18 protein-coding genes are annotated in these 19,404 nt (G+C 61.2%); 11 read left to right on the plus strand and 7 right to left on the minus strand.

The window, feature by feature from the left end; translation table 11 throughout:
• Window positions 1-595: 595 nt before the first annotated feature.
• From CJ178_RS21360 to CJ178_RS21370, 3 genes are all read left to right on the plus strand, one after another.
• Entirely contained in the window at window positions 596-2,068 is a 1,473-nt protein-coding gene (locus CJ178_RS21360) for a hypothetical protein (protein ID WP_143547531.1), read from the plus strand.
• A 98-nt stretch (window positions 2,069-2,166) separates the two neighbouring features.
• Complete coding sequence (locus CJ178_RS21365; RefSeq protein WP_257013297.1) at window positions 2,167-2,847, plus strand: class F sortase; 681 nt, start codon at window positions 2,167-2,169, stop codon at window positions 2,845-2,847.
• Window positions 2,848-2,928: 81 nt separating this feature from the next.
• A complete protein-coding gene (locus CJ178_RS21370; protein ID WP_095887606.1) occupies window positions 2,929-6,129 on the plus strand; it encodes an acetyl-CoA carboxylase family protein in 3,201 nt (1,066 codons plus the stop codon).
• Here the strand turns inward: CJ178_RS21370 and CJ178_RS21375 are convergent.
• From CJ178_RS21375 to CJ178_RS21395, 5 genes are read right to left on the minus strand one after another with little or no spacing between them, the layout of a single operon-like run.
• A complete protein-coding gene (locus CJ178_RS21375) occupies window positions 6,119-7,060 on the minus strand; it encodes a CopD family protein (RefSeq protein WP_045066226.1) in 942 nt (313 codons plus the stop codon). The two genes, CJ178_RS21370 and CJ178_RS21375, sit on opposite strands and share 11 nt — an antisense overlap.
• 3 nt (window positions 7,061-7,063) lie before the next feature.
• Window positions 7,064-7,600 carry a copper resistance CopC family protein gene (locus CJ178_RS21380; RefSeq protein ID WP_033235399.1) on the minus strand — a complete coding sequence of 179 codons (537 nt, stop codon included), beginning with the start codon at window positions 7,598-7,600 and terminating at the stop codon, window positions 7,064-7,066.
• Complete coding sequence (locus CJ178_RS21385) at window positions 7,597-8,265, minus strand: YcnI family copper-binding membrane protein (RefSeq protein WP_045066227.1); 669 nt, start codon at window positions 8,263-8,265, stop codon at window positions 7,597-7,599. The genes CJ178_RS21380 and CJ178_RS21385 overlap by 4 nt, the downstream gene beginning before the upstream one ends.
• A gap of 47 nt (window positions 8,266-8,312) precedes the next feature.
• The gene (locus tag CJ178_RS21390) at window positions 8,313-8,828 is read right to left on the minus strand and encodes a hypothetical protein (RefSeq protein WP_095887607.1); all 516 of its coding nucleotides are present in this window, start codon (window positions 8,826-8,828) and stop codon (window positions 8,313-8,315) included.
• A gap of 10 nt (window positions 8,829-8,838) precedes the next feature.
• On the minus strand, window positions 8,839-9,492 hold the full coding sequence (locus CJ178_RS21395; protein WP_095887608.1) for a DUF6474 family protein: 654 nt from the start codon (window positions 9,490-9,492) through the stop codon (window positions 8,839-8,841).
• A gap of 124 nt (window positions 9,493-9,616) precedes the next feature.
• Between CJ178_RS21395 and CJ178_RS21400 the strand changes: the two genes are divergently transcribed.
• The 5 genes from CJ178_RS21400 (at window position 9,617) to CJ178_RS33660 (ending at window position 14,974) form a co-directional block, all read left to right on the plus strand.
• The gene (locus tag CJ178_RS21400) at window positions 9,617-11,173 is read left to right on the plus strand and encodes a TM0106 family RecB-like putative nuclease (RefSeq protein ID WP_033235445.1); all 1,557 of its coding nucleotides are present in this window, start codon (window positions 9,617-9,619) and stop codon (window positions 11,171-11,173) included.
• Between the two features lie 75 nt (window positions 11,174-11,248).
• On the plus strand, window positions 11,249-11,653 hold the full coding sequence (locus CJ178_RS21405; RefSeq protein WP_051730605.1) for a hypothetical protein: 405 nt from the start codon (window positions 11,249-11,251) through the stop codon (window positions 11,651-11,653).
• Between the two features lie 71 nt (window positions 11,654-11,724).
• Entirely contained in the window at window positions 11,725-13,935 is a 2,211-nt protein-coding gene (locus tag CJ178_RS21410) for a TPR repeat region-containing protein (protein ID WP_230590245.1), read from the plus strand.
• A 13-nt stretch (window positions 13,936-13,948) separates the two neighbouring features.
• A complete protein-coding gene (locus CJ178_RS32855) occupies window positions 13,949-14,710 on the plus strand; it encodes a hypothetical protein (RefSeq protein ID WP_179300796.1) in 762 nt (253 codons plus the stop codon).
• Window positions 14,711-14,746: 36 nt separating this feature from the next.
• Complete coding sequence (locus CJ178_RS33660) at window positions 14,747-14,974, plus strand: EAL domain-containing protein (RefSeq protein ID WP_280639066.1); 228 nt, start codon at window positions 14,747-14,749, stop codon at window positions 14,972-14,974.
• A 25-nt stretch (window positions 14,975-14,999) separates the two neighbouring features.
• Here the strand turns inward: CJ178_RS33660 and CJ178_RS21420 are convergent, their stop codons facing one another.
• The gene (locus CJ178_RS21420; RefSeq protein WP_033235406.1) at window positions 15,000-15,767 is read right to left on the minus strand and encodes an SDR family NAD(P)-dependent oxidoreductase; all 768 of its coding nucleotides are present in this window, start codon (window positions 15,765-15,767) and stop codon (window positions 15,000-15,002) included.
• 166 nt (window positions 15,768-15,933) lie between these two features.
• Here CJ178_RS21420 and CJ178_RS21425 point away from each other — a divergent pair, with 166 nt between their 5' ends.
• From CJ178_RS21425 to CJ178_RS21435, 3 genes are all read left to right on the plus strand, one after another.
• Complete coding sequence (locus CJ178_RS21425; RefSeq protein WP_033235407.1) at window positions 15,934-16,524, plus strand: hypothetical protein; 591 nt, start codon at window positions 15,934-15,936, stop codon at window positions 16,522-16,524.
• A complete protein-coding gene (locus CJ178_RS21430) occupies window positions 16,517-17,170 on the plus strand; it encodes a DUF6308 family protein (RefSeq protein WP_033235408.1) in 654 nt (217 codons plus the stop codon). The genes CJ178_RS21425 and CJ178_RS21430 overlap by 8 nt, the downstream gene beginning before the upstream one ends.
• Before the next feature lie 166 nt (window positions 17,171-17,336).
• A complete protein-coding gene (locus CJ178_RS21435) occupies window positions 17,337-18,575 on the plus strand; it encodes an HNH endonuclease signature motif containing protein (RefSeq protein ID WP_095887609.1) in 1,239 nt (412 codons plus the stop codon).
• 51 nt (window positions 18,576-18,626) lie between these two features.
• Here the strand turns inward: CJ178_RS21435 and CJ178_RS21440 are convergent, their stop codons facing one another.
• Entirely contained in the window at window positions 18,627-19,310 is a 684-nt protein-coding gene (locus CJ178_RS21440) for a TetR/AcrR family transcriptional regulator (RefSeq protein WP_033235207.1), read from the minus strand.
• Window positions 19,311-19,404 lie beyond the last annotated feature (94 nt).

A 19,404-nucleotide genomic window follows, 5' to 3' on the forward strand; every position in this document is an offset into this window, starting at 1 on the left:
GTGGACAGTGGGTACCTAGCTCTGCGACAAGTCGAGCCGAGCACCCTTCAGACCGGTCAGTCCTTAGTCGGAAAGATTACGGTTGTCTGGTTGATTTCGTGCGGTCGGCGTAGACATTGCGCACGTTGGTACCGGGCGGCAGCACGCGAATGGTGCGGGTCGAATTGCGTGATTCCATTCATTCTCGAGTCGCGTGCGCTATGGGATCGCGACGCGCCGTGAGTCGATCAACAGATAGTCGTTTGGTCGATTTGTCACCATTCAGCTATCGGGAAGCACAGCTATCGTCTTGTAACTGTGTCGATTGTTGAATTTGTGACGATTTTCTTCCGGGTTGGGAAATCGTTTCGGGAACTGTTCGCCCTTGTGGATAAATACGCAGGTTATCGCCGGTTTCTCCGTGTATCTGTGACAAAGTGTCACATAACAAACCTTTTGGCTGTTTTACGACGCTATGGGCGCTTTCCTCCGAATAGTGACGTTTGACAGCAAGCGTGCAGCAAGTTTCAATCGTCGAACTGTGTTGGCAATCACATGGCTAATGCCATGTTGGCCTGCTGGGTGCCCCAACTGTTACTTCGCGAGGAGATCGTCCATGAACACATCGTCATCGTCATCAGCCGTGGTGCGGCGGAAAAAGATCGGGCTGGCATCCGTGTCCGCTGTGTCGACGCTTGCATTGGTCGGTGGAATTGTCGCCGGTTTGGCAGGGCCGGCAACAGCGGCGCCGGCGTCGGCGGCCGCCTTCACTGCGCCGATGTGCGAAGGCACGCAGACGTCCGCTGACTATCCCTACGCGGACGACATGGTTATCGATGGTGTGCGCCTGGATTACTACAACGCCGGAAATGTGGTGCCGCTGTACTACAACAACGACCAGCGGTCACCTGCGCCAATCTGTGGTGTGCGCGACGTCCCCGAGGCCAGTGGTCCACAGTCGGAGTGGATGTACTGCACCGACATGAAGGAAGAGACGTGCGATGAGATCTCGCCTGATGGCGAGCCTGGCTACAGCGATGGCGGGCAGTTCAACGTAGTAGGACCGACGCTTCCGGTCGGCGGCAACGATCGTCTGACTCAGGAACAGGAACTGCTCATCAGCTACCTGATTCAGAATCCCCACCCGTTCACGCCGGGTGGCGTCGCTGATGATTCGACGGCTGCGAACAGGGTAAATCGTCAGCTTCTTATCTGGTGTGTATCGGACAAGGAGTACCTCGAAGGAACCGACGCCGTAGTCGATTGCGACGCGGATCTCGGTCCGGCTGAGCAGGCTCGGATTCTCGGGGTCATGAATGTGACACCCGCCCTGAGTATTTCCCTCACGGACCCGGCAAGCGGCACTCTTGCCAGTGGCGGCAAGGCAACATTCACGGTGTCCACCAACATGTACGGCAAGCCACTCACCGTGAGCGCTCCCGCAGGCGCAACTCTGGAACTGTGTGAGCCGAACGCAAATGTGAAGCTGACCGGAAACACCCTGGTTGTCACCGGTGAGGGCAATGATCCGACTGATGTGGCGCTGTGCGTCACGTCCCCGGGTGCAGGCGCGGTCAAGGTATCCGTCTCCGGCGCACCCAGCTCGTTCGAGAGCATCCACTGGAACAACGCCGGCGCCGAGTGCCAGGTTTTTGCAACGTTCAACACCGTCACCCCGGCCAAGCTCCAGGGTGATGCGACGGTGACCTTCGATGCGGCTCCGACCACAACGCCGTCCACGACTGTTCCGACCACGACGCCAGGAGCTCCGACCACGACGCCGTCGACGACTGTTCCGACGACAACCACCAAGCCCAACGTGATCGTTCCGATCATTCCGATTATCCCGATCATTCCGGTGATCCCCGGAGTGCCGGTTGCTCCCGCTCCGACCACGGCTGCGGTACCCACCCCGCGTGTGGTCACGCAAACGACCCCGAAGGCTCCGACGGGTGAGCGCCCGACCTCCATCGACGGTGGCGCAGCTGACGAGACTGCAGGTCCGCACGTCGGAATTGCGATTGCGGGACTCGGTCTGATCGGGCTGGCTGCCTGCGGAGCAATCGCCGTCCGCCGCCGCCGCTCGTAGCAGCGGAAATCTGAACCAGTTTCGATCGAGCAGCGTCCGGTGCCGACTCTCCCCGTCAGCACCGGACGATGCTCGTTCACGACAAAGGAACATCTTTGATGACGTCGATGAATCCGAATCCTGTACCGGATGAGCCGGGCACCAGTTCCGCGGAACCTGTGCGCAGGCGCAAGTCTCGCGTATTTGCAACTGCGGCAATAATTATCGCGGTAACTGTGGGCTTACTCATGACATACCTCGGCACTCGGTCGGGTGAGAGCGCGGCGATACCGCCGGCGCCGACGGCCGGCCAATCGGCGCCGGCGGTACTCGCTTCTGCTGATGCGCAGATGTCGCCTGCCACTTTGTCCCTCGATCCGCTCGGGGTGCAGGCACCGATCGTCGACGCGAGTGTCATCGATGGAGCCTTGACCCCTCCCGACGACGTCAGCGAGGTCGGGATCTGGTTGGACGGTGCGCCATTGGATTCGCAGACGGGCACAACATTGATCGCCGGGCATGTGAATCTTGCCGGTCAGGGTAACGGTGCGTTGTTCGATCTCGGGACCGTCGAGCCTGGGCAGGAGATCCGTACGTCGGATGCCGCTGGGAACAGCACACGGTGGCGGGTGACGGCGGTGGTGTCGCGAGCCAAGGCGGACGGAATCGAGGAGAGTGTTCTGGCCGGGCCGGACGGTCCGCGCAAGCTTGCCGTGGTGACGTGTGGTGGGGAGCTGGAGTTCTCGGACGGGGTCGGCAACTACCAGGACAACGTGTATCTCTACGCCGACGTGATCTAGTGGCGCGGGCGATCCCCCATGCTTGACATTGACGTCAACGTCAAAACACACTGTGGCGGTGACTGACTGCGAAACCTCGGAATGAGACTGCTGATCGCCAATCGAGGCGAGATTGCTCTGCGCATCATTCGAACAGCCCGTGAACTCGGGATCGACACCGTGTCGGTCTACGCCGAAGATGACGCAACAAGCCCACACGTCGAAGCTGCGACAGAGTCGTTTCCACTGCCAGGCAGCGGCGCGTCTGCGTATCTGGATCAAGACTCGCTGTTGTCGATCGCCCTCGATTCATCGGTCACGCATATCCATCCCGGATACGGATTCCTCAGTGAGAATCCGGATTTCGCACGGGCGTGTGCCAGTGCGGGCCTTGTATTCGTGGGTCCGAGCGCTGAGGTGCTCCGTATCCTCGGGGACAAGTCACGCGCGCGTGGCGCCGCTGTGGAATCCGGCGTTCCGGTGTTGCCGGCCACGGCGGGCGATGCAAGCCTCGACGAGGTGCGGGAGTTCTTTGCGCGGCATTCGCGGGGAATCATGATCAAGGCACTTTCGGGTGGCGGCGGTCGGGGCATGCGTGTCGTGCGCGATCTGCCCTCGCTCGACGACGCTTACCGCGTGTGTGCGGCGGAGGCTCGGGCCGGCTTCGGCAGTGCCGAACTGTTTGCCGAGGTGCTCAGTGAACGTGCTCGCCATATCGAGGTCCAGGTTGTGTCGGCGCCCGGCGCGGCGGGTATCTGTGCGACGGCACTGGGAGATCGCGATTGCAGCGTTCAGCGCAGGCATCAAAAACTTGTCGAAATTGCTCCCGCGCAAGGTCTTTCCGAACCACTGCGCGAGCGTTTGCATGCCGCCGCGGCGAGGTTGTGTGCGGAGGTCGGTTACCGTGGGATCGCAACAGTGGAGTTTCTCGTGGAGGAGCGAGGATTCGTTTTCCTCGAGGTCAATCCGCGTATCCAAGTGGAACACACCGTCACGGAAGAGGTGAGCGGTGTCGACCTGGTTGCCGTGCAGTTGATGATCGCCGACGGCGTGAGTTTCGAATCATTGGATCTTCCTGAGGGGATTACCTGTGCAGCAGGAGTTCCTGGGCATCAGGGAACCGTTGCGGCGGCGTCGGGTATCGCAATCCAGATGCGGGTCAACATGGAAACCATGACGCGCGACGGCGGTGCGCGCGCGGAAACCGGAACGCTTGACGTGTTTGCGCCGCCGAGCGGACCGGGAGTTCGAGTCGACACCTTCGGTGCGGCGGGTTTGTCGCCGAGTGCCCGCTACGACTCCTTGCTGGCGAAGGTGATCACACACACCCGTCGGGCAGATTTTGCTGCGGCGGTGCGCAAGTCGATTGCCGCACTCGACGAGTTTGCGATCGAAGGGGTTGCGACCAACCTTCTTTTCCTGCGGGCGATCCTGTCGGAGAAGGATTTCCGTGACGGTGTCGTCGATATCGACTGGCTCGAGGGACGTATTGCCGATCTCGTCCCGGAAGCCAAGGTTTCGGAGCCTCCCGTTGCAGTGCTGGGTGAGACCGTCCTGCGCGCGCAGATGACCGGAATCGTCGTCGAGATTGCCGCTGTCGGCGATGCCGTTCACCAGGGCAGTCAGGCCGCCGTGCTCGAAGCGATGAAAATGCAGCATGTCCTGGCTGCCGATTCCGATGTCGAGGTGATTCGCGTACTCGGCAGGGTCGGCAAGGCAGTGGTTGCGGGTGAGCCACTCATGGTGGTGCGCGATGCCACAGCGGCCGAGCGAGTGGAGCGTTCCGAGGACCTCGACCTGGATCTGGTGCGTCCTGACCTCGCGGAAATCCTTGCCCGACATGAGGTGACCTTGGATGCGGCGAGGCCCGAAGCGGTAGCCAAACGGCACAAGCTGGGTCGTCGGACGGCACGCGAAAATGTCGAAGACCTGATCGACGACGGCAGCTTTGTCGAATACGGCGCCTTGACTTTGGCGGCTCAGCGTAGCCGTCGCAGTGAAGAAGACCTGATCGCAAATACTCCCGCCGACGGATTGATCGGTGGCGTGGCAGCAATCAACGGCGGTGAGAGCGTCGTCATTTCGTACGATTACTCGGTTCTTGCCGGTACGCAGGGCATGCGCAATCATGCCAAGACGGACCGACTGCTCGAGCTCGCCGCCCGTAAACGTGTTCCCGTGGTGCTGTTCGCGGAGGGCGGTGGTGGTCGCCCCGGTGATACGGATGCCGGAGCAGGGTCGGGGCTTGAACTGGGTACCTTCCGGGCGATGGCGGCATTGCGCGGCCGAGTGCCGTTGGTGGCCGTCGTATCGGGTCGTTGCTTTGCCGGCAATGCCGCGTTGGCGGGTGCGTGCGATGTCCTGATCGCCACGCCGGACGCCAATATCGGAATGGGTGGACCGGCGATGGTCGAGGGCGGTGGACTGGGTACCTACCGCCCGGAGGACATCGGGCCGATCGACATTCAACGGCGAAACGGCGTTGTGCACGTGGTTGCCGAGAACGATGCTCAGGCAGTCGAATTGGCAAAGAAGTATCTCGGCTACTTCCAGGGTGCGGCGCAGCAGTGGACCGCGCCTGATCCTCGGCTGGCTCGGCATGTAGTGCCGGAAAACAGGCTGCGTTCGTACGATGTGCGACGCGCCGTCGAGGCGATTGCCGACGTCGATTCGGTGCTGGAGTTGCGGCGCGATTACGGTCGCGGCGTCGTGACGGCGTTGATCCGGGTGGAAGGCGTACCGGTTGCCGTGCTCGCGAACAGTAGTGAGCATCTGGGCGGGGCAATCGATGCGGAAGCAGCGGACAAGGCGTCGGACTTCCTGGAACTGTGCGAGGCACATCGGATTCCGCTGGTTACGCTCTGCGACACTCCGGGATTCATGGTGGGGCCGGATTCCGAGGAACAGGCGACGGTACGGCGATTCGGTCGCTTTTTCGTGGCCGGTGCGAGGCTCACGGTGCCTTTCGGGGCGGTGATCCTGCGTAAGGGTTACGGTCTCGGTGCCATGGCGATGACCGGCGGGTCATTCCACGCGCCCGAGTTCACTGTGGCCTGGCCGACCGGCGAGATCGGGCCGATGGGGCTTGAAGGCGCTGTCCGACTGGGCTTCCGGAAGGAACTCGAATCAGTCGAAGATCCGGCTGCGCGGGAAACCCTGTTCGGTCAGTTCGTGGAATTGGCCTACGCGCAAGGCAAGGCGCTGATGGCGGCAACAACATTCGAGTTGGACGACGTCATCGATCCGGCGGATACGAGGAAGTGGATCAGGCAGCTTCGCGGGGCCGAAGGCCCTAAGCGGTAGTGGCAAGGGCCGCTGCGAGCCCGAAAGCAACTGCCATGAGCACAACTTCGCCGATTGCGCGGCGAAGCGATCCGTCGGCGCTCATGCGGTGGGCGGCACTCGCGACGACCCAGGTACGACGCCACCACCATCCCAACCCGAGGAGCAGGGCAACGGCAACGAGCTTGGCGAGGACGACGCGGCCGTAGGCAGTGTCGACAAACGCGGTCACAGATCCGAGTCGTACCGCCGCGTTGACAACTCCCGTGATGACCAGCGCAAGAACGCATCGCCACGCGAGAGCAGAGTATTTGGGCAGCCAGAGTGCCCAGGCGCCGCGAGCGGGCATGGCGAGCGCGAGTGCGGCGAGGACGCCGAACCATAAGCCGGCAGCGAGTACGTGGATGGCGTCGAGGATGGATCCGAAGCTCTGCTGCGCCATGTGACCGGTGATGGGTCGGGTGGCGAGAGCGAGTGCGGTGACAACCAATGCCGGTGCGACGGGCGCTGTTTCAGGGTTCTTGAATCCGTAGACGCCGTAGCAGACGACGGCAAAAGCGCACACGATGATGGCTGCTCCGACCCGGCCGACATTGACTTCGCCGACAAAAGTTGCGAAGTGGCCGACGGTCAACGCGGTGATCGGCTGTCCGTCGGCGGCAGCGGCACTCAGTGCGAGCAAGGCGATTTCGGCAACCAGCCACACGGCGGCGATGGCAGTGAGTTGTGTCCACATCGCGCTGTTGGGTGAAGCCGGCCGACGCTCGCCCCGGCCCATCCAGGCGAGTGTGGCGATTCCCAGTGTCACGGAACCACATCCGATGGCGAGGACGCGTACCGTGCTGGACGCTTCAGGGCCGGCGGGACTCGCCAATCCCCACGCGATCAGCACTCCCAGCAGTGCTGTGGGTACGGCAAACAGCAACCACCACCTGTTTGCCGTACCGCTCACGGATCAGCTCGACTTCGGCTTGCGGAGCACGAAGAACAGTGCGCCGCCGAAGACGACAACACCGGCGAGGATGAATCCCCACACCGGGATGCTGCTCGACGACGACTCGGACGACGAACTGTCACCAGCCGACGCGGCCGGCGTGACCGGGGTGCCGGGACCGGCCTCGGTGAGTGTGAAGTTCAACGTTCCCTGAACCGGGTGGCCGTCAGCGGACGTGACGCGATACGCGATCGTGTACACACCGGCGGGTCCCAGATCTCCCAGGTCCACACTCACAGTTGCCCCCTCGACTGAGGGCTCGCCCTTGGACCATTGATCGCGGCTGTCACCGGGGCCCGTGACGGTCAACGCCGCGAACTGCGCTTGCAGTGCTTCGTTGAAAGTGACGGAAACGTTGTCCGGAGGAACCTGGATGGACGCGCCGTTCTCGGGGTTCGACCCGACCACCGCGGAGTGCGCGCTGGCTGTGCTCACCCCGAGCATGGACGCGAGCATGGCAAGTAGGCCGATAGTGACGACCTTCAGTCGTGTGCTCATGAACGCTTGCTCCTCACAAGTGCACCCAGGCCCAGTGCAGCGCCGAGCGCGCCGAGAACCAGTCCGGCTCCTCCGAGCCAGCGGGCGGTGTTGTCGTTCGATGATTCTGTCGCAGTTGTCTCGTTCGTGGCGTGAGTATCGGCGCTGCTTCCGTGCGCGTCGCCCGTCGAAGCTGCCAAGGTCAAGGACGGCGCCGGCTTGTCGGGCTCACTGCCGTCGGCGAGGGCGGCCTGATCCCAGTTGACGACGTTGCCGTCGCTGTACGTCTGCACCGCATTGAACGAGACCTCGTCCTGCGTGGGTAGCGGGCCGGCGGAGAGAACGAACTGTTGGAACTGGCCGGGGCCGACGCCGACACCGGGATCTGCCGTCCAGGTGACGGACTTGGCGACCAACGACGTCGGGTCCTTCTCGACGACGGCAGTCCAACCTGGCATCGGTTCGGTGCGCGCGGACTTGAGGTCGGGCAGTGCCACCGTCACCTTGGTGGTGGACGCGGTGTCGGATTCAGTGGGTACGCGGAAGGTCAAAACGCTGTACCCGCCCTGTGTCGCTCCCGGAGCTACGACGCTGACGTGCGCCGACGCGATTCCGCCGGCGAGCAGGATTGCCCCGCCGGTTGCTGCTGCCGTGATGAGCGCACGCGAAATCAGGGTGTTCTTCATGTGGAATGTGTCCTCTTGGTCTGGTGAAGGGTTTCAGTGCGAGTTCTTCAGACCAGAGCGGGAGGTCCGCGCGGGGAAATGCCGGCGCGAAGGAGTGCGCCATTGGGGCCGAGGTGGTGCGTCGTCGGGAATCGACGGATCAGCGCTGCGACGGGCGTCGCCGGCGCGGACAGCACAACCTGCACGACGCGGGTGACGACTCCGAACAGTCGCTCGGCAGCCAACACGAGGGTCGCGCAGACGAGCACGGCGACTATGTGTGCTCCGAGCATCGCCAGCCCCGGAGAAGGGGAATGAGAATGCACGGAGAGTGTCATGGTGGTGTGCGCTGCCAGTTGGCCGGCGCCGAGAGCTGCAATGAGTGGTAGCGGTCCGCGGGTCGGAACGGGAAGCGTTCCGGTGATCGCGCCCACGGCTGAACACACGGCTATCAGCAGGGTCAGCGCCGACGCCGGCGGTACATCGCCGCCGGCCAGGCCGTGCGCTGCGATGGCAAGAGCGGTCGACACAGCCCCGACAGCACTACCCCGAAGGAGTGCTGTCGTGGGCGCGTCGGTGGACACTCGAGCAGGTCTAGCGGACGCCGAGGCGTGCGAGCAGATCAGCCTCTACGCCGTCGAGTTCGGAGGAAATAGCGTGGTGAGCGGCCTTGCGGCGAGCCTGCGGCATCTGCTCGGCCGCCCGCACCGCGGTGCTCAGGTCGCTCAGACGCTCACGGATGGCTGCGGCAAAACGCTGCGTCTCGGCGTCGTTCGGCTTGTGGCTGAGGATTTCGGTGACCGAGCTTTCCGCTCCCGCAATGCGGGCGCTCAGCTTGGCTCCGTGGCCGGTGTAGTCGCCCAGTTGGTCGACGGCGATGCCCATCTTCTGAGCGCGCGCGGTATCCAACTGACCACGAACCGCGGTTGCCGCTCGATAGATGATCGGCAGCAGAACCGGAGCCAGTAGACGAGCGACACCCAGGTACTTGCGCACCTTGGCAACGGTCAGGCCCTGATTTGCAGCGGCCTTTTCCTGGGCCTTCAGCGTGGCGATCTGCGCCTTTTCGATCTTGTGCGTCGAATCGATCTCAGCCTTTTCCAGCTTCTTGATCGACTTGGTCTCAACCTTGTCGCGCTTGCGTTGGCTCTTGGCGTTGAGTTTCGCCTCGACCTCGGCCTTGTGCTTGAGAGCCTTCGCCTCCGCCTTGCGGGTGGCACGAGACTTTCGCTTCTTGAACAACCCCATCGAAAAGGACCCCGTTTCCAGGTGTTTGTGCGCTGCCAGGTACCTGCGCTTCGGCTTCAGCCTAGGGGAGCACATAATCTTCGTCATCGTGTGTTCCGATAAAAGCCCCGCGCCCTCGCTCCCTCTGATCGATTCAGGGGCGCTCACGCGTTGCCGTCATCGGGTGCGCCTCGACGGATTGTTTCCGGGCAAGTGGGCGTCGGAGCCTCTCGATACGGGCATCAAGCAGCGTCAGGAATCGGCAACGGCCAAGCGTGCGGAGATCGCGGAGCTGGTGATCGGCGCCGCTCCGGATCGTTGGGTGCGGATCAACGCCGATCAGTCGACGGCGGCGCAAGCTCGCGACACGCTGGCCGCATGTGAAGCCGGCGCCGACCGCATCTGGGGCGCCGTGTTGCCTGTCGAACGTGACACCGGCCGCAAGGGTCGATGCGAAATGTTGATCCGCGATACCGACGGCGGCGGCTATATCCCGGTGATCGTTGTCAACCACAAGGTCACCGACCCGGGGCAGGGTGCGATCACATCTGGCCTGTTCGAGTGGGAGCCTGCAGTCGATCCGAAGCGCAAGGTGCGAGGCCAGGTTCGTGATCAGATGCGCGTCGCGCAGGTCTACCGGATGCTCGAGCGCCGGGGACTGGCGAGTCCGTCGTTGCAGGCGGGTGCGATCGGTTACAACGGCGACTGCATCCTCGTTCACGACCTGAGTGCGATTCTCGAGGACTACGACGAGCGCTACGACGACAGGATTGCCGTGGCGCGCGGTGAGGTGCTGACGTCTCCCTCTCAGGTCAGCGAGTGCAAATCGTGCCCGTGGTGGACGGAGTGCAAGGAAGAGTTGGTCCGCAACCGTGATGTCAGTCTGGTTGCGGTCGGTTCCCGGGCCGAGCTTCTGCGTGACGCCGGATGCAACACCATCGATCAGCTCGCGGCCTGGGAGGGCGAGCCGCTCGAGGATTGGCCACACGGAAACTTCGACGACGCCGTCGTCATCGCGAAGGCGTGGCTGGCGGGCGCTCCGTTGGTACGACGGTTCGACAAGATCTCGGTGACGCGCGCCGATATCGAGATCGATGTCGACATGGAGAGTTACCAGGAGCACGGTGCCTATTTGTGGGGAACTTTGCTCAATGTCGGTGGCTTCTCGATGTATCGGGGATTTGCGACGTGGGATCCGTTGCCGACACGGGACGAGGCGCGATCGTTTGCGGAGTTCTGGGGTTGGCTGATGGCAGAGCGTGCGGGCGCAGCGGTGTCCGGTAAAACCTTTGCCGCCTACTGCTATTCACGTTCGGCGGAGGACAAATGGCTTCTGGATTCTGCGCGTCGATTTGCCGGTGAACCGGGCATTCCGACCAAGGAAGAGATCCGGGAGTTTATCGACAGTCCGCAGTGGGTTGACATCTACCAAGCCGTCAGCGATCAGTTCATCTGCCCGGATGGCAAGGGGCTCAAAAAGATTGCGCCCGTTGCCGGATTCCATTGGCGCGACGCCGAAGCCGGTGGTGAAGCGTCGATGGCGTGGTACCGCGAGGCGGTCGGCTACGACGGTGAGCCGGACGAGACGCAACGGACGCGGATCCTGCAGTACAACGAGGATGATGTCATCGCCACCAAGGTCTTACGTGAGTGGATGACGGACCGCGCGGAGAAGGAAATTCCCCTCGCCTCGGACCTGTAATCCGGCTTACTCGACGTATACTTGGCCCGCGTTGCATGAGTCGGGGGGTCTGACTCGTACGTCCGAGGGGGGATCGTGGGTACGTTTGCGGCCGATATTGCTGAATTGAAAAGCTTGGGCGGGGTGCTACACGGGCTCGCGGATGAAGCTGGTCGGCTGAGCGTGGGACCGTCGGCCGGTGCTCCTCCCGCCACTGGTGGCACGTTTGTCCCCATGGCGCCTGGGCCCTTGCTCGGGAATCTCCCTTTTGCGCCTGCGAATACGGTGCTGACCTCTTTTCTTGAAGCATCAGCGATCTCGCACGAGCTTGTCGAGGGTGTGCTGGTTCCCTCATTGCAGGAACGGTTGGGCGAGACCGGCGACATCATGATCAACGTCGCCGAAAAGTTCCGCAGTCGCGACGAGCAGTCTGCGGCCGAACTTGCCACCGCGTACACCGACGCCACAGGCGCCTGGGTCGCCCAGGAACCCACCGCATGACGCCGACGCGTGCACAGATCGAATCGTGGGATCCAGCGTCGCTCACTGCCGTTGCCGACGCGTGGATTACCTTGGGCAGCAAGGCGGAAGATCTGTTCTCCCGGTACCTCAGCAGTGTTACCACCGTCCACGGTGCTTACTGGGAAGGAAAGACCGCGGAAGCGGCTCAGGACAGGGCCGCCGCAGACAGGAAGACTGCCGGCGAGGTTGTCGATGCTCTCGAAGCTCTGGCAAAAACCGCACAGCAAGGCTTTCACGAGATCGACGCTCCCTTGCAGCGGGCCCGAATGGCTGTTCTTGCAGCAGAAGCGGATAGATTTGTGGTCTCGGACGCGCTTCTTCTCACCGACACCGCGGCCGAACCGGACACAGCCCGTGTTGCCCTGATGGTCGAACGGCAACGTGAACTGACCGACGCCGCAAATGCCACCGAGAATGCGGACAACACTGTGCGAAGCTCCCTGGCAGGCGCTCGTGACGGGCTACGTGTGACATTTGTATCCGCAGCTACCTCGGGTGGGGAGCAGGGTAAGAGTGATTCTGACGCTCTAGCAACACATCCGGCGTCGATGACGCCGGAACAATTGCAGCGGATCACGGAAACCGGCCACCTGACACCGGAACAGGTCACGGCATTGGAACGTGGTGACACTGCGATAATCCCGGCGTCGCAGATGGAATACCTCAATCAGCTGGGAAGATCACTGGATGGGAAATCGCCCCAGGAGATCGAAGACCTGCTCTCGAAGTTGCCGCCCGATGCGCAGGCTGCGGTCGCAAACTCGCTGCAGATACTGTCCAACGAGAACGTCAGCGCGACGGTCGAGGGTGATCCGGACGTTCCGACCAAGGGCGGTCTGAACCTTCTACCCGACATGATGCGAGAGTCTCTGACTCGGGATGACTTGGTGGTAAACAGCTTTGAAGTAGTTGGCGGATCCGGCCTTCCCAGCATCGCACTCAACGGGGTTGCCGACAATCAGGCGATCGCCGACATCGTTTCGATGGGCGACGATCAGTACAAGAGCGGAAGCACCCTGGACAGTGCGCTTCTCGACGTGGGGCAGAAATACCTGGATGCGCAGGTCGCTCATGAACAGAACCCGGAACACAAGTTCGAGTACTTCATGGTCGATGGGCGTGGTACCCAGGACATGGCTGTCACCGAGCAGATCTTCGCCGCTGTGGGACATGACAAAATTGCCGTCGATGCCGTTGTCAACAATCCAGAGATCGGCAGCGACTTCGTGAAGGATGTGCTGTCCCACAACTGGACTGACGACGGTAAAGCCGCGTCGACGCTCTTCGACTTCCCGGATGGTGATGCCACTGTGGAGAATCCGAATGATCCCACCGATGTGGCCACGGCAACTCGTACCGGCAGCATCATGTCAGCTGTTGGGGAAGCGGTTAGTACTGACGACGCGTGGAAGTTGCTGTCCAATATCCCTGAAGCCGACGGCCAGTCGACTGGCCAGCTCAATCCCGATCTGTTGCAGACAGTTTCGAATAGTATGAGTCCCTACGTTTCTGATCTGGCTGGTGAAGATCCTGAGAATCATCCAGGTTTCAGCATCGGAGGGTGGACTGATCCCGACGGGTTTCGTCACTACACTGGCTCGGCAAACGTGTTCGCTCTGATGAATACCGACGAAACGGCTGGCACGAACTTTACCCGAGCGGCATACCAGGAGATGCTCGCGAGGCAGGGTGCATATGCGCTGAACCCTATGGGGGAAAGTGCAGCCAACAATTTGGATACTGCGGGAAGGCTGGCGGGGCTGACAGACTACGGATTGATGCGTGGCACTCAGGATGGTTACGACGACAAGGCGGCGCAGGCAGCCGAAATATATGCACGCAAGAACAATGCATATGGTGCCTTGATGAGTCTCGGAACCTTGGGAATCGGAAACCTCCCTGGCGGGGATTACATCAACGCCATGATCGGTGCCGGGGGTGATCCGTTGAAGGAGTCGGTAATCGGTGCCCAGCCTTCAGGGCCTGAAACCGCTAAACTCGCAGGTTTCGATTCAGCTAGACAGGCTTACAATATTCTGAATGCGGCACCGGAATTACCACCTGAATTCAAGGAAGTTTACCGGTGGGCATTCGATGATGGAGAATTGAGATCTTGGGATCAAATTAAGGAGGCGACCAACGAAAAACCTTATAGGCTGGGTGATATTGACACAATGTTTTCGACGTTTGGTTCCTCAACTGATTTCCATGCGACGCGGATGCTGGAAAAATATAATGCGGTGGCGTGGAATGCTCCCTAACAGAGCACTTTCGGTGGCGGTAGCGCTGATATGTGTGGCCTCTATTTCAGCGTGTGGCAGCGACAGATCGCCGACGAATTCTGCCGATGTCGCACCGGCGTCGGAGTTTCCGCACACAACGGTGTGGTCGGCTGATCCTGGTGTCGACTTATTCGGTCGCGGTGCTGAATTGATTCGAGCGACTGCCGAAGCCACTGCGTACACCCATACCGGCGGACCAGAGTTTACTTATCCGGGCTACATCGATGCGATTCGTGACATTTCCAGGGATCGTTCTTCAATTAGTTCGTGGATCGTGAATCAGACTCCCGACTACGATAATAGGTTTACTTGGTTCCGGAATATTGTCGATTTTTCGGAGAGTTCAGATTCGGTGTCGGCAATTGTGTGTGACTATTTGGTTCACGAGAAGCCGTCGAAATTTGACAGCTCGGTTGTTCTCGATGGTTCAGTGCGTATAGTTTTGGAGAATACTGCTGAACTTGCGGGCAGTTCGGGAATCGTAGACACCGATGTGGGAGGTCATGATCGACGTGCCCAACGCCCACCCTCGTGGAATGTTTTCGGGAACTGGAAAATCGTGGAGGAAAAATCGATTCCGGGCAATGCGATCTCGCAAGGGTGCGTCGATTGGTGGAAACAAGAGTTCCCGACGTTCACCGTAGACACCCAAGGGAGTAGAGCGTTGATTTCGCCTCCCGGGTATGTCATGCCGACTATGCCGATGGCTGTGCAGTATCCGGAGTGGATCGGTCCGTCGCTCGGCGTCGCCTAATTGGACCGTCTTCGTGCGACGGGGATCGCAATTGCGTTGGACGACTTCGGAACCGGCTACTCGTCTTTCGAGAGTTTGAAGAAACTGCCCGTGGGCATTCTCAAAATCGACAGATCATTCATCACTGAGCTCAGTGAAGGTGATTCGCCGGCTGTGAGTTGGTTCAGGGCTATTACATCAGCGAGCCGATACCGGCGGCGGACGTCGCCGAATACCTCAAACGGTCATAGCCCTTGTGCGCCTTTGTTAACCGCGGGCGGTTGACAAAGGCGCACAAGGCAACAGAAACCTACCGCGGTGTCATACGGAGAGCGCCGTCCATGCGGATGGTCTCGCCGTTGAGGTAGTCGTGCTCGACGATCATCTGAGCGAGCTGCGCGTACTCGGACGGCTGGCCCAGACGCGACGGGAACGGAACGCCGGCTTCGAGGCCCTTGCGGTACTCGTCGGTGACGCCCGCGAGCATCGGGGTGTCGATGATGCCGGGAGCGATCGTGTTGACGCGGATGCCGAACTGAGCCAGGTCGCGGGCAGCCGGAACCGTCATGCCGTGCACGCCGCCCTTGGATGCGGAGTAGGCGATCTGTCCGATCTGGCCTTCGAATGCGGCAACAGATGCGGTGTTGATGACAACCCCGCGCTGGCCCGAGTCGTCGACGGTATCGGTCTTGGCAATGGCGTCGGCCGCCAGGCGCATGACGTTGAACGTGCCGAGCAGGTTCACGGTGATGACCGTGCGGAAAAGCTCGAGGTCATGCGGGCCGTTCTTGGACAGGATGCGTCCGGCCCAGCCGACGCCGGCGCAGTTGACGACGATTCGCAGCGGAGAGCCGGATTCGACGATCTGGTTGATGGCAGCTTCGACCTCTTCGCCGCTGGTCACATCGGTGGGGATGAGGGTGACACCGGCGGGGACATTGTCGCCGGCGCGTTCGATCGATGCGGGCAGGTCCAGGCCGAAGACGGTAGCGCCGGCGTCGGCGAGGCGCTTGGCCGTAGCTGCTCCCAGTCCGGAAGCTGCTCCGGTGACCAGTGCTGCGGTTCCCTTGATTTCCACTTCGTATGCTCCTCGAGTTAGCGATCGGTAAGGCAGTGGTACGTGTTGAGAACCATAACGCGGCGCTCTATGTGAGGGCGAACGCGCGAGGGCTCCATAGCGCTGGGTACCTTTGATGCGAGGTGAGACGTAAGGTTTCGACCTCATCGGACGAGAGGGGGCCGCGGTGAGCAAAGCACCTGTGCGCCCCGCCGCCTCGGTCGAGAACTTCGAGCGATTGCAGGGCGACCCACTGTTCGAGGATCTCGCCGAGCTGATTGCAGAGGTACTTTCCTACGCATTCGACGCTCCGGCGGCAGTCGAGATCGAGCAGTGGACGATCAGCTGCCTGCCGTCGACAAACCGATCCGCGGATCGCCATCGATTGTTCACCCTCAACATCGGTCCGATGGAAGTGCTGAGCGTCGAGTGTCATCTTGTCGGCGGGCAACCGATCGAACACGTCATGTCGGTCTTCGTGTCGAGTTCGGCGTTGGAATCCCGAACGGGTTGCAGTATCGAGGAACTTGCTGCAAAACACGATTTGCTCGGCATCCGGCGTACTGCGTTAGCTTCAGCCGACGGTGACGGGACCATGATCGACTGCAGCCTCGAGGACTCGGATGCGTTGGAGCAGTTCGCCGAACTGCCCGTCGACGCGTCGACCGTTCGGCCGCTGGCGGAGCATCTCGTAGCCAAGGGCAAAGGGCCTTTCCGGCAGTACCACAATCCCGGATTTGCCAAGTACGTACTCGAAAGGTCAGTCGATCATGGTTGAGCAAATGTCCATCCGCTTGCCGCGTGTGCTGCGAGACGGTGACGATGCCGGCGCCGTCGACGTGTTGCAGGAGTACTTCACGAGGCCGCTCCGAAAGACAGGGTATCTCCGTACCGGTGCGTTGTGGGATTCCTGGGATCCCAGTGGTAATCGTGATCGCGACGCGGACGTCTTCACTGCGGAAGATCTTGTCGCAGTGACACTTCTCGCAGTTCAGGTTCCAGCCCAGGGCGCATTGTTCCTGCTGGGAGAGATCAACGCTTCACTGAATGCGCTCCTGGCTGATGTAGGTCCAGATCGCGATCTGGTGGACGAAGTTGATCCTTTGACGCCGGAATCTCCGGTGTGGCGGCTGGAGACAGCGCTGCGCGAGATCCACGGCGTCGGCCGGACGATGGCGTCCAAGCTGATTGCTCGCAAACGCCCACGGCTCTTCCCGATCTACGACGACGTCGTCGGTCGAGAACTCGGAACGAAGGCCGCCCATCTGGAGCCGGTGCGGGGCGCCTTGCGCGACGGGGAACTCCAATCGCGATTGCAGGGCCTACGCGATCTGGCAGGTCTGGACGAAGTAGTGCCCGCAGTGCGGATCCTCGACGTTCTGGCGTGGATGCAGGGCAAGGGTTACAAGCCCGCTTCGGAGTAGACGGGTTCTTTCGAATCGTTGCATGATTGGGCACGATGGCAGTGCGCAACTGTGGGTCACGATTCATTGAATATTCTTGTATGTCAACAAGTCTCGAGCACAGATTCGCTTAAACGTGTCCGATATGTCCCTAGGAATCGAAATTATGTTCGACTAAAATTAGTTCATGGACAGTCGGGAAGCGTGGCAATACGACGGCGAGGGCCTCAAGACCGAGGTACTCGACCTCGCTCGCGCCCGGCACGAGATGCAGTCCCGCATGGTTGTGATGATCACGGAAATGTTCACCCGAGACACCCTCGGCGGCAAAGGATTCCGCGCTATCGCACAGTGGCTGCACCTGTCCACCAATCTCGAGATCGGTGAATGCAGCCAGTTGGTGGGCCTGGCGCGGTTGTTCATGCTCGAACCTGTTGTCGGACAATCTTTTCACGACGGTGACATCGACGCGTTGAAAGTGCGTCAGGTTGCCCACTTCTGCCAGCACCCGCCCAAGAACATGAGCCTCGCCGACGTCGAGAAAGCCCGCGAGATCCTCCTGACCCTCGCCTCGAAGAAGGTCACCGACTGCGATTCCGTCCGCGCGGCCATTAGACGGATCCAGAAGCAGTACGGCAACCGCGCCGACGGAGTGCCAGCCGGTGAAGATTCCGAGCTCAACGAGTTCTACGCCTCCCGCGGTTTGTACGGGCGAGTCAGCGTGAAAGGTGACCTCGACGCCGTCAACGGTGCCCGTCTCATTGCACTACTGTCCGCCCTCTCGGCGCCCACGCCGGAGAAGGACGGTGTGAAAGACGAACGCACCCCGGCACTTCAACGCGCCGACGGGTTCTGCGAAATGCTGCGCCGCTACGAAGCCGCGGGTCTCGGTCCCGTCGAAGGTGGCGTGAAACCGCACCTGACGATCACCGCCACCGCAAAAGACATGACCGATCTTCAGGCGCTGAAGGATATGTTGCCCTCCACTGAAGAACTCGGGTACGCGATCACCAACTGGGCCGGCCCCATCAGCCTCGACACCGCCCGCATGCTGTCCTGCGACTGCGAGGTCACCCGAATCCTCCTCGATAGCAACGGTGTTCCGCTCAATCACGGTATGAAAGCGCGACTTGCCAGCGTCCCGCAGCGGCGGGCCTTGACGGTGCGAGATGGTGGATGCGCCTTCCCCGGTTGCGGCACCCCACCGGGCTGGTGCGATGCCCACCATCTGATCCACTGGCTCGATGACGGCCCAACGGACCTCGACAACCTGATCTTGCTGTGCGGTCACCATCATCGGATGATGCATCACACCGAGTGGCGTGTCGACATCGGAGACGACCGAAAAACCCGGTTCTATCCACCGATGTCCGTGGATCCGTATCAAGTTCCCGTTCCCGGGAACACACCGCCAACAGCAGCCTGAAAAACCACCATGTGCACCGGGGATCAGACATGCCCCGGTGCACTTTGCTGCCTACAACTCCGATATCGGCGTCTCCAAAGTGATGTCCACACCCATCCGTCGCAGATTTCCGTCGAGAACCTGCCAGATGGAAAGCTCGAGGAACTCGGCCAATTCAGTGCCGGACACGTCGGAACCGGGTTGGCTGAGCCAACGATTGACGCTGACGTCGACCAAGCCGATGACGCCGAAAGCCAAGGGCTCTGCCATCTTCGACGGTTTGCCGCGGCTGGCGAGGATCGCACCCAACAGGTTTCCCAACTGGACGGCGATGGCTGTCTTGGTTCCGGTCACCACTTTCGAACCGGTAGCTCGGGTGCTCGGCGAGCCCTTGCCTAGAAAGTGGTGTAGCCGTGGGTATTTCACAATCCATTGGAGGTAAGTCTCGACTGCCCGCGAGATAGCCTCGCCGACCGTACCCTGCGGCGTGAGGGTGGGTGTCAGGTCGGTCATCATCATCTCGAGGATGCGAACTCGTAGCTGCTCGTCGAGGTCGGCTCGATCCTTGAAGATCCGGTAGACAACGGAACGGGGGACGTCGGCGCGCTCGGCGATCTGCTGGACGCCGACGTCGGCGCCACCTTCGTTGACTGCATCGAGTGCTGCGTCGAGGATCCGCGCTTTGCGCTGCTCCTTGTGATCGTTCCAGCGAGTGCTGCGCCCGTCGGGCTGCGCCGACTCGGCTGTTTTTGTCATAAATCGAACGATACTCACCCGGCCATTGACTGGACAAGATGTCTCACATACTTTGGTGGGACAGCGTGTCACACACAGATACCGTTCTCTTCAG

Source organism: Rhodococcus sp. ACPA4 (assembly GCF_002300185.1).
In the GTDB taxonomy this organism is placed as follows: domain Bacteria; phylum Actinomycetota; class Actinomycetes; order Mycobacteriales; family Mycobacteriaceae; genus Rhodococcus_F; species Rhodococcus_F globerula.